The sequence below is a fragment of the Murinocardiopsis flavida genome (genome assembly GCF_003014485.1).
GTDB classification, from domain to species: domain Bacteria; phylum Actinomycetota; class Actinomycetes; order Streptosporangiales; family Streptosporangiaceae; genus Murinocardiopsis; species Murinocardiopsis flavida.
In genome coordinates this window covers 1-10,400 of sequence record NZ_PYGA01000050.1, presented here as the reverse complement: position 1 = coordinate 10,400, position 10,400 = coordinate 1, and the positions used below count along the sequence as shown (strand labels likewise).

Genomic DNA, 10,400 nt, shown 5'->3' with positions numbered 1-10,400 from the left:
TGACCAGGCCCGCGCCGTTGCCGATGATGCCGACCTGGCCATCGAGCTTGACGTAGTTCAAGCCCTTCTCCTTCGCCCGGACTTCGAGCGGGTCGCCTTCGGCGGCGACCTCGAAGCGGGAGAGGTCCTGGCGGAACTCGGCGTTCTCGTCGAGGGTGACCTTGCCGTCGAGGGCGATGACCCGGCCGTCCTCGGTGAGGATGAGGGGGTTGACCTCGACCAGCGTGGCGTCGGAGCCGACAAAGGCGTCCCACAGCTTGGTGATGATCTCGGTGGCGCCCTGCGCCGCGGCCGCGGGCAGCTTGCCCTTGGCGACGATGTCGGCCGCGACGTCGGCGGGGGCGCCCTTCAGGGCGTCGATCGCGACCTTCGCGACGGCGTCGGGGTCGGTGTGCGCGACCTCCTCGATCTCCATGCCGCCCTCTTTGGAGCAGATGGACAGGAAGGTGCGGTTGGCGCGGTCGAGCAGGAAGGAGAAGTAGTACTCCTCCGCGATCGCGCTGGCCTCCTCGATGAGGACGCGGTGCACGGTGTGGCCCTTGATGTCCATGCCGAGGATCTGCTCGGCCTTCGCCTGGGCGTCGGCGGGGTCGTCGGCGACCTTGACGCCGCCGGCCTTGCCGCGGCCGCCCGTCTTCACCTGCGCTTTCACGACCACGCGGGACTTGCCCGCCGCCGCGAACTCATCGGCGATGGCACGCGCCTCAGCGGCGGTGCTCGCCACCTTTCCCTGGGGTACCGGGACCCCGTACTCCGCGAAGAGTTCCTTCGCCTGGTATTCGAACAGGTCCACGAGGGTCCGTCCTTGTAACTCGCTGGCTGAAGTGTGTTAGCGGAGGAATGTGCGCCACCGGCCACGCGATCCAGGCCGTTGCGGACCCGGTCGATGTGGCGGACGCGTCGTATAAAGCCATCCGCACCACGCGAAAGCTTAGCTCTGACAGCCCTCGGCGGCGGACACCAGGTTCTCGCGCGCATCGCACGCCCCCGCCGGGACGGCCCGTATGCGGCGCCACAGCGACCCTCACGGGCCGCGGACGGCGCGCATCCGTGGGTGAGGTCACACCGCCGAGCAGGCGCCGGAGCGGCCGTTCCAGGGCCTCAGGGCGTCTCAGCCGAACTGCTCCCAGCCCAGCCGCACCAGCAGCAGGCCCACGACCACCACGAGCACCACCCGGACGAACCCCGACCCGCGCCGCAATGCCATGTGCACGCCGATCTGCGCCCCGATGATGTTGCACACCGCGAGCCCCAGGCCCAGCGACCACAGGATGTCGCCGTGGTAGCCGAACACCGCCAGCGCGCCGAGGTTGGTGGTCGTGTTGACGACCTTCGCCGATGCCGACGCCGTCACGAAGTCCAGGCCGACGACGGTGGTCAGCGCGATGATCAGGAACGTGCCGGTACCCGGGCCGATGAGCCCGTCGTAGAACGCGACACCGCCCCCGGCGAGGAGCACCGCCGCGGCGACCCGGTTCTTGGTGAACAGCTCCCCGTGCCGCGCGGCGCCCAGCGCGGGACGCGCCACGACGGTGACGGCGACCACCGCAAGGACCAGCATGATGACCGGCCGCAGCGCGTCGGAGGAGATGGATCCGGCGAGCGCCGCGCCGCCGCCCGCGCCGATCAACGCCAGGCCCGCAGTGGGCCACACCAGGCGCGGTTCCAACCGGACGCCCCGCGCGTAGGTGACCGCCGCCGACGCGGTGCCGAACACCGCCGTCAGCTTGTTCGTCCCCAGCAGCGGCGCGACCGGCGACGTGGGAAACGCCACCAGCAGGGCGGGCAGCATCAGCAGCCCGCCACCGCCGACGACGGCGTCGATCCAGCCCGCCGCTGCGGCGGCAACGAGCAGCAGGACGATGAGTTCGGGTCCGGCGTCCACGCGCTACTACCGCCCCGGGCCGAGGGGGCGGAGTGGGCGGAGGGGAACGGCGAAAAGGACATCGCGGGAGAAATGAGCACACGTCACGAAGAGCGGAGTCTAGTCGTCCGACCACCGGTCATCCGACGCCGGGCCCGGCCAACGCGCTCGTCCAACGCGCTCGTAGGGCGAACTCGTCCTACGCCGGGCCCACCTTGCGAGCTCGTCTTATGCGCTCGTCCTACGAGCGCGCCCTACGACGTGGCGGCCGCCCCGCGGACGTGGTCCTTCACCCAGGACGAGATCTCCGTGGTGGTGGCGCCCGGCGTGAACACCTTCGCCACGCCGAGGCGCCGCAGCTCGGGGATGTCGGCCTCGGGGATGATGCCACCGCCGAACACCACGATGTCGGTGGCGTCCTTCTCCGCCAGCAACGCCATGACCTTGCCGAACAGGGTCATGTGCGCACCGGAGAGGATCGACAGGCCGATCGCATCGGCGTCCTCCTGGATCGCGGCGTTGACGACCATCTCCGGGGTCTGGCGCAGGCCCGTGTAGATGACCTCCACACCGGCGTCGCGCAGCGCACGCGCGACCACCTTCACCCCGCGGTCGTGGCCGTCCAGGCCCGGCTTGGCGATGACCACCCGAACCGCTGACGACGTGCCCATGGGCTCACCCCTCAAGTCGGTCGCCCCGTTGTCCTTGTGGGAGTGCGCGAGGCCGACGCGTACACGAATCCGAATGCAGGGTAACCCGGCTCACCCGCGATACTCGGGAGCGGGGACGGGTACAGGACCGACCATGAGCGACGATCCCAACGCAGCCGCCCCATTGGACCTGCTGAGCACGCCCGAACTCCGCGAACGCGCCGATGCCGTCGCTCGCAGCCGGTGGGACTTCAGCTTCTACTGGGAGATCGCGCGCGCCCTCCCCGCCGCCCAGGCGTCCATCGGCCGTCTGGAGGCCAGCGAGGCGGGCATCAGTAAGGCATCGGGAGTGATCGCCGAGATCCTGGACGAACGCGAGGGCGACCCCGAACTCCAGGAGGCCCTGCGTCCCCTGTACCTCGACTACCTCCGCAAGCACCAGCACTGACCCGGGCGCCCGACCCGGACTCGTGAGGCAGGCGTGCCCGGCGCCCGGTGCCGCCCGCTCAGGGGCGGCGCGGCGCGAGCGCCTCCACGATCTCGGTGGCGCGCGCGGTGGCGGCCTTCGGGTCGACATCGGGAGAGCCCACGGCCGGATCCCAGTTCAGGTCGTAGAACAGCTCGGTGATGCCCTGCCCGTCGAGCCACTCGATGTCCGCGCGGATCTGCGCAGCCGACCCCGACAGCGGCAGCCGCGCCCCGTCCTCACCAACGGCCTCGGCGCCGTAGCGGACCACGCCCCTGCACACCACCCGCACCGCCTCCGGGTCACGCCCCGCGGCCTCCGCCGCCTCACGCACCACCGCGACGTCCTCTGCGATCCGCGACAGGTCGGTCGCGCTGCGGCTCAACCACCCCTCGGCCAGGCGGCCGGCCCGCTGAAGCGCGGCGCGCACCGTCCCGCCCAGCAGGACCGGCGGGCCGGGGCGCTGCACCGGCTTGGGCGCCATCCGGCTCGGCGGCACCGTGTAGAACTCGCCCGTGTAGCCGCTCACCTCGTCCTCCCACAGGGTGCGGAGAACGGACAGGTACTCCTCGGTCCGCGCCCCGCGCCGCTCCGACGAGGTGCCCGACACCGTGAACTCCTCCGGCGACCAGCCGCTGCCCAACCCCAGGTCGAAGCGGCCGCCCGAGAGGACGTCCAGCGTCGCGGCCTGCTTGGCGAGCACCGCGGGCGGCACGAACGGGGTGTTGACGATCGACACGCCCAACCGGATCCGCTCGGTCGACGCGGCGGCGAACGTGAGCGCCAGCAGCGGGTCCAGGACACTGCGGTAACCGGGGCCGACCGTGGAGTCGTCGGCGGGGGTGAGCAGGCGCTGGAACGTCCACAGCGAGTCGTACCCCAGCTCCTCGGCGCGCTTGGCGAACGATCCCAGGTTCTGCGGGGTGGCCCATGCCCCAGACACCGGGGCTCCGAATCCGATCAGCATGGGCCCTACGTTAACCACCCGCCCCCATCCGGAACGAGGCCGGGCGACACAGCAACCGGCGCCGGGCGCGAAGGGCGGTGCGACGGGCGGCGCGACGGCTCAGCATGACGGGCGGCCGCCGCCAGGCGGTACGACACGCAACGCGAAGGGCGGTGCGGTGAGCGCCGCCGCCAAGCATGTTGAAGGGCGCAACGGACGGCTGCCGCCAGGCACGTCGGGCGGTACGACACGCAACGCGAAGGGCGGCACGGCGGGCGGCCGCGCTTCCAGGCACGCCGTGCGGCCGCCGCCAAGCGCGCCAGGCGATACGACACGCAACGCGAAGAACGGTGCGGTGGGCGGCCGCTGCCAAGCGCGCCGGGTGGGCCAAGCATGCGGAAGGGCGCGACGCCCTCGCAGTGCAGCCGACGCGGTGCGCCCCCGGTCAGCAGGCGCGCCCTCGGTCGGCGGGTGCGCGCCGGTGCCGCCCCAGTCCACGCCCATTGCCCTACCATTCTGCGGGGATCACGGCCGCCGCCCACCGCCCCGCGCGCCCGCCGGCGCCGCACCATGGACCCGCCGACCGCCACCGGAGGACCGAATGCCCCGCCCCGCCCACATCGCCATGGTCGGCATCCCCGCCATCAGCCACGTCGTGCCCAGTCTGGAGATCATCCGCGAGCTGGTCGCGCGCGGCCACCGCGTCACCTACGCCAACGACCCCACCATGGCGGAGACGGTCACCGCGACAGGCGCGGAACTGGTGCCCTATACCTCCACGCTGCCCGTTGACGACGACGCGTGGCCCGACGACCCGATCGCCGCCATGGACATCTTCGCCGACGACGCCATCGCGATGCTGCCGCAGGTGCGTGCGGCCTACGACGACGACCGCCCCGACCTGTTCCTGTACGACATCGCCGGGCACCCCGCCCGCATCCTCGCCGAGAACTGGGGCCGGCCCGCCGTTCAGCTCTCCCCCGCCTACGTGGCGTGGGGCGGGTACGAGGAGGAGGTCGGCGCGATGCTCAAGGCCCTTCCGGGCGCCGACGCGCACTACGCGAAGATCGCGGCCTGGTTGGCCGACAACGGGATCGACAGCCCCGACGCCCTCGCCTTCGTCGGACGCCCGCCCCGTTGCCTGGCCCTCATCCCGCGCGCCATGCAGCCCAAGGCCGACACCGTCGACCCCGACGCCGTCACCTTCGTCGGCCCGTGCTTCGGCACCCGCTCCGAGCAGGGCGGCTGGACCAGGCCGGCGCACGCCGAGAACGTCCTGCTGGTGTCCCTCGGATCGTCGTTCACCAACCGGCCCGGTTTCTACCGGGAGTGCGTCGGCGCGTTCGGCGACCTGCCCGGCTGGCACGTCGTGCTCCAGGTCGGCTCGCACGTCGACCCCGCCGACCTCGGGCCGGTCCCCGCCAACGTCGAAGTCCACTCCTGGGTGCCGCAGCTCGCCATCCTGGAACAGGCCGACCTGTTCGTCACGCACGCCGGGATGGGCGGCAGCAGCGAGGGGCTGTACTGCGGAGTCCCCATGATCGCGGTGCCCCAGGCCGTCGACCAGTTCGACAACGCCGACAAGCTGGTGGACCTCGGCGTCGCGCTGCGCGTCGACACCGACAAGGCGACCGCCGAGACACTCCGGCAGGCACTGTTCGACCTCACCACCGACCCGCAGGTGGCCCGCCGGCTCGACGCGCTCCGCACCGAACTCCGCGCAGAGGGCGGCACCGGCCGCGCCGCCGACCTCATCGAGGCGCTGCTGCCGCAACCCAGGGCATAGGACAGGCGCGCCGCGGTCGGCCGCCCCGCTGCACATGACGGGGGAATCGCCCCGGTGCCCTTTGGGTAAAGGGGGCGTGCGACGCACCCCTGGTGCCCTCGAGCGAAGCGGGCGGGCGACGCGCCCCAGCAGACCCCAGACACCAGGGACAGGCGGCACACCCCCGGCACCCACGGGCGCAGCGCGCCCCAGGTGCCCACGGGCGAAGGGGATGTGCGGCACGCCCGTGGTGTCCTTGAGTGGAGGGGGTTGGCTACCGTCGCGGATGCGAAGCACCCGGCGGTGCGAAACACCACGCTGGAGTTTCCCCACAAGTCCTGCTCCACCGCAGGGCGGCGGGTCTGTGCCCGGCGTCTGGCGATCGAGGCGGGCCGTGGTGCTTCGTACCGCCGGATGCTCCGCAATCGCGACGACAGCCAACCCCCTTCTCCCCAGGTCACGTGAACCGCACTCCCCTACTGCGCCCGCTTCGCGGAGTACCGCGCAGCGGGGCCCGCGACGGCAGTCTCCAGCTCCGCGCCGACTCACGAGCACCCCATTGCCCACTGAATCAACGGCATCAACGGCGCCGCGTATGGCGGGAGAATCATCGTTCCGGCTCAGGAGGGCGCTTCGTAGCGGGCAGCGACCGCGGCGGCACGGTCGCCCAGAGCGGTGCGCAGCCACTGCGGGGACAGGACCTCCGCGTGTGTGGCCAGCTGCCACAGCGCCCACTCGGCGTGTCTCGAATCCTGGAAGGTCACCTCCAGCCGCAGCCGACCGTCCGCGTCGGCCTCCTCAGCGAGGACAGCCAGCGCGGTGCCCACCAGGTCGTCCCGCCGCGCCGGGTCCACCAGTACCAGCGTGGTAACCAGGTCGCCGCCGGCCCGGAACCGCGCGCTGCGCTCCTGCCAGGCCCGGTCCAAATCGACCCGGTCCGGCCGCTGGGCGGGTTCGGCGAGTTCCTCGGCGGCCACGATCCGGGACAGCCGGTAGGTCCGGTCCGCTCCAGACCTCGTGGCGAGCAGATAGCCCTGGTCGCGCACTGTGACCAGGCCGATCGGGTCGACCGTGCGCCACTTCGGGGCCTGGCCCACCGCCGCGTAGCGGATGCGCAGCTTGCGTCCGGCGAACACCGCGCGCCGGACCTCGGCCGCAATGGGATCCGGCACCTCCTCGGCGACCAGCCGACGCGAGAGGAGGTCGGCTTCCGGGTCGATGAGCAACCGCTCGGCCACACCCGCTGCGGTGTCCCGCTGGCTTTCAGGGAGTGCGTCGATCACCTTGAGCATGGCCGAGGCGAGCGCCGAGCCGAGGCCGAAGACCTGCGCGCCGCGCCGTGATCCGGCGACCAGCAGGGCAAGCGCCTCGTCGTGATTCAACCCGGTGAGCTCAGTGCGGAAACCGGGCAGCAGCGCGAAACCGCCGTGCCGACCGCGTTCGGCATAGACCGGGACACCTGCCGCGGCCAGCGCCTCAACGTCGCGCAGCACGGTGCGGGTGGACACCTCCAGCTCGCGGGCGAGCGCGGTCGCAGACAGCCGTCCGCGCTGGCGCAGCAGCAACACCAGTGAGACCAACCGGTCGGCGCGCATGTCGAAACTCTAGAGGCCTACACGCCTTGCGTGGCGGCCTTCTCACCGGTCCGCGCGCGGGCGGTCAGTGGTTACATGCAGCGCCAACGGCGGGCGGGCTCCGGACCCCGGCGGAGTCGAGCCGGGTGCGCAGTGGGGAACAGCAGCACCAAAGGCGGCGAGGGGCCGAGCTCGGGTTGCCTCGATCGGGCGTGCGGGGGCCAGGGTGGGCGACGGGGCGGCGATGGCCGGGGATGGGCCGGAGTGGGCGGTCGAGGCCGGGGTCTCTCGGGGTCGTCAGCGCCTCCCCGCGTCACTCCGCAGCGAAAAGCACGGCTACCTGCGCAGAGCCCCACCCACAGGGGGCGATTGGCGGTGAATGTCCCTTTTTGATCGCGTGTTTCGCGGCGAAGAGGCGCCGATTCGGGCCCCGCGCCAAGATCATGTCCATCATGCGGACGAGTGATCGGCCGAGACCGCCGCCACGCGCCCGGATTGCGGTGTGGTGTCCGGTTTTTGCGGGTGGTGCGGGTCTGCGGTGTGGCGGGATGCCCACCCAGACGTCATACGGGTGCTGTCTGGGTTGACCCTCTCATCGAGTTCTCACGATGCGAGACGCCCGGGATGGTGAGGTGCCGGACCCGGGCCGCTGACCTGCCCTTCTGCGCAGGGCGATGCGCCCGCCCACCCAACGCCGTCGACCCAACGGCAACGACGGCGTGCTCACGCACCCACCGACCCGGGCGCCAGAAGGACTGCCGCTGCGCGGCACCGCGCGGAAACGGCCACGGGCGCCCGGAGGCGAGACCGCCCCCGAAGCAAGGCGCCCGCGGGCAAGGGCGTCCGTGACCCCAAGGGAACAGGAGCCAGGCTGCCGGAAAGCCTGCGCAGCAGCGACGGCCGACACACATCCCGCACTGCGACCGCCGGGCCCGGCACCGCACGGAACCCACCGCAACCACACCCCCGGACGCCCCGCCCGCACCACCACCGCAGCACCACCCCCGCGCGCTCAGTACGTGGCGAGCCCTGGCGTCCAACCCCGGCGTCTGCTTCGGCCGTCGCTGCTGCGCAGGCACCCCGGCAGCCCAGCCCAGGTCCGCTGCGGGCAAGGACGCTCTCGGCACCCACCCCCGCACACCTCAGTCGATCCAACCGCGCCCCGACCACCCGCCGCAGTCGGCGCTACTTGTGACCACCGACCACCCGCGCGCGGACCAGCGAGAAGGCCGCCCAACGAACGAACCGTGCCCCCCGCGCACCCGGCTCGATGCCGCCGGGGCCCGGCCCCTCGCCGCCGTCGTTGCTGCTCTTCCCCGCAGACCACCCGCACGCGGCACTGCGACAAGGCCGCCCCGCACACGGACCGACCCCACACGCCCGCCGCGGTGGCCCGCTGGCCTTCCGGAACCGCGTCGACCACCTTGAGGATGGCCGAGGCGAGCGCGGGCACGGACAGCCGGCCTCACTGACGCAGCAGCACCGATGAGACCAACCAGTCGGCGCGCATGCGCCCACCCTTAAAGGCGACTGGCCAGGCGAGCACTATCGCATCGCGCCCACGCCCAGCGCCCTCTGGGCGCCACGCCCGCGAGATCGTCGAACCGTTCGATCTCGACACACTCGCGGCGGAACACCCGGGCCACTCCGCGACCACCCTTCGCTGCGTGGGCGGTCGGCGCCGCGCGCCCAGCACGCGCGGCGCCGACCGTCCACACAACGGGCGGGCCCAGTGACGACGAAGGGACCGCCGTCGGGGGTCGACGCCTGCCGGGTTCAGTGCCCGTCGAGAGGACCGGAACGCTTCGTCCCACGAGACTCGGACATTGTGATGCCTGGTGTGGACGCACGGGCGAGGACGGCGCCAAGCGTGCTGAACCTCAACGGAGGGCCCGATCCCGCCCACCGCTGCTCTAGTGCCATCGCCCCAAGTGCGGCGGCGACGGTCGCCGTCGCACCGTAATCGGAGTCGGCGGACAATTGCACGATGCGGTCCGCTGCCTCGCCGTCCACCCTGCCTCCGGCCCGAGCCATGAGCTCGACCCGTTGCGGCCGATCCGGTGTGTGCTGGGCCAGCACGGCGAAGGCCGATGCCATCCGGGGTAGGACGCGTGCGCGGATGAGCGCGCCCACCATCCGGTTGAAGCGCTCGTTGTCCCAGGCGGTCCAGTAGGCGACATCGGACACACCGATTTCTTCGGTCAGGACGCGCTGTTCGGCGTGGGCTATGCGGCGCACCGCGGCGCTCCCCGACCTGAACGGGAGCCGGGCCCGTTCCCGGAACCCGGGCCGACCATGCACCGGTGCGCTCACGATGCGCAGCATGTCGGCGACACCTGACGGTCCCACTTCGGCGTTGGTGCTCTGCCGCAGAGCGATGTCGAGACGGTCGACGCTGTCGAGCGAAGCGGCGGCCTGTTGCGCGAGAAGGCCAGAGAGACCAGGGAACAGTCCCGCCATCACGACCAACGCGACCTTGCTGCGGCGCGCTTCGTCGTCGCGTTCCACGACCCGCGCGACCACCTCCGCATCCGTCGTCACGTCGACGCAGGGCACGCCGAGCTGAATGCACGCATCCTGGACACGGGGCTTCGACTGACCTACCGCGACGATCACCAGGTCGGCTCCGCGGAGGCCAGTGCGGACACTCTCGTCGTCCGCCACGTCCATGACGACGGACCGCGCGCGTCCGCCCAGGCCCGCGGCGGTCTCCCGCCCACGCGACTCCCGACGGTCACCGACCACGACCGTAACGTCGTCGCCGAATATCCGCTGCGCCTCTGTGCAGATCATCCGCCCGAGAACCCCTGAAGCACCCGCCACCACGATCTCCACCATGCCCATGACACTAGCCACCAGACCGGAGGCCGATAGTGGGGGGAGCCACGCGTCCGGGTGGAGAAGCATGCAGGAGACCACGCCGAATCCGAATCACCAGAGACCGGAGGCGGCCACTTTCCGAACCCCGCGAAGCGGGCGCCGGCGTCCGGGGGCGAGGGCGTTCCCGACCTCTAAAAAGATGTCCGGCCCACAAAAAAAGGGGGGGGCGCCCACGGCACCCCCCACACACAACAAAAAAACGGGGGACCCCCCAAAAGGAGTCCCCCGCAAAAAAATGTCCGGCGGCGACCTACT

At 71.7% G+C, this 10,400-nt stretch carries 8 protein-coding genes; 2 read left to right on the top strand and 6 right to left on the bottom strand.

Annotation, left to right across the window (positions count from 1 at the left end; all coding sequences use genetic code 11):
• The 3 genes from CLV63_RS32735 to CLV63_RS32725 all read right to left on the bottom strand — a co-directional run.
• Positions 1 to 793, bottom strand: a 793-nt coding sequence (locus tag CLV63_RS32735) for an ATP-grasp domain-containing protein (protein WP_106587131.1), incomplete at its 3' end; no start/stop codon positions are given.
• A 318-nt stretch (positions 794 to 1,111) separates the two neighbouring features.
• Complete coding sequence (locus CLV63_RS32730; protein WP_106587130.1) at positions 1,112 to 1,885, bottom strand: TSUP family transporter; 774 nt, start codon at positions 1,883 to 1,885, stop codon at positions 1,112 to 1,114.
• Positions 1,886 to 2,118: 233 nt separating this feature from the next.
• A complete protein-coding gene (locus CLV63_RS32725; protein WP_106587129.1) occupies positions 2,119 to 2,535 on the bottom strand; it encodes a cobalamin B12-binding domain-containing protein in 417 nt (138 codons plus the stop codon).
• Positions 2,536 to 2,668: 133 nt separating this feature from the next.
• On the opposite strand from CLV63_RS32725, the gene CLV63_RS32720 reads away from it, so the two are divergent.
• A complete protein-coding gene (locus CLV63_RS32720; RefSeq protein ID WP_106587128.1) occupies positions 2,669 to 2,962 on the top strand; it encodes a hypothetical protein in 294 nt (97 codons plus the stop codon).
• 58 nt (positions 2,963 to 3,020) lie between these two features.
• On the opposite strand, the gene CLV63_RS32715 is transcribed toward CLV63_RS32720, so the two are convergent.
• On the bottom strand, positions 3,021 to 3,947 hold the full coding sequence (locus CLV63_RS32715; RefSeq protein WP_106587127.1) for a TIGR03619 family F420-dependent LLM class oxidoreductase: 927 nt from the start codon (positions 3,945 to 3,947) through the stop codon (positions 3,021 to 3,023).
• 580 nt (positions 3,948 to 4,527) lie between these two features.
• On the opposite strand from CLV63_RS32715, the gene CLV63_RS32710 reads away from it, so the two are divergent.
• Positions 4,528 to 5,712, top strand: a complete 1,185-nt coding sequence (locus CLV63_RS32710) for a macrolide family glycosyltransferase (RefSeq protein WP_106587126.1) — start codon at positions 4,528 to 4,530, stop codon at positions 5,710 to 5,712.
• A gap of 599 nt (positions 5,713 to 6,311) precedes the next feature.
• On the opposite strand, the gene CLV63_RS32705 is transcribed toward CLV63_RS32710, so the two are convergent.
• Both CLV63_RS32705 and CLV63_RS32695 read right to left on the bottom strand, forming a co-directional pair.
• Complete coding sequence (locus CLV63_RS32705) at positions 6,312 to 7,286, bottom strand: helix-turn-helix transcriptional regulator (RefSeq protein WP_106587125.1); 975 nt, start codon at positions 7,284 to 7,286, stop codon at positions 6,312 to 6,314.
• A 1,755-nt stretch (positions 7,287 to 9,041) separates the two neighbouring features.
• The gene (locus CLV63_RS32695) at positions 9,042 to 10,103 is read right to left on the bottom strand and encodes a saccharopine dehydrogenase NADP-binding domain-containing protein (RefSeq protein ID WP_170134416.1); all 1,062 of its coding nucleotides are present in this window, start codon (positions 10,101 to 10,103) and stop codon (positions 9,042 to 9,044) included.
• Positions 10,104 to 10,400 lie beyond the last annotated feature (297 nt).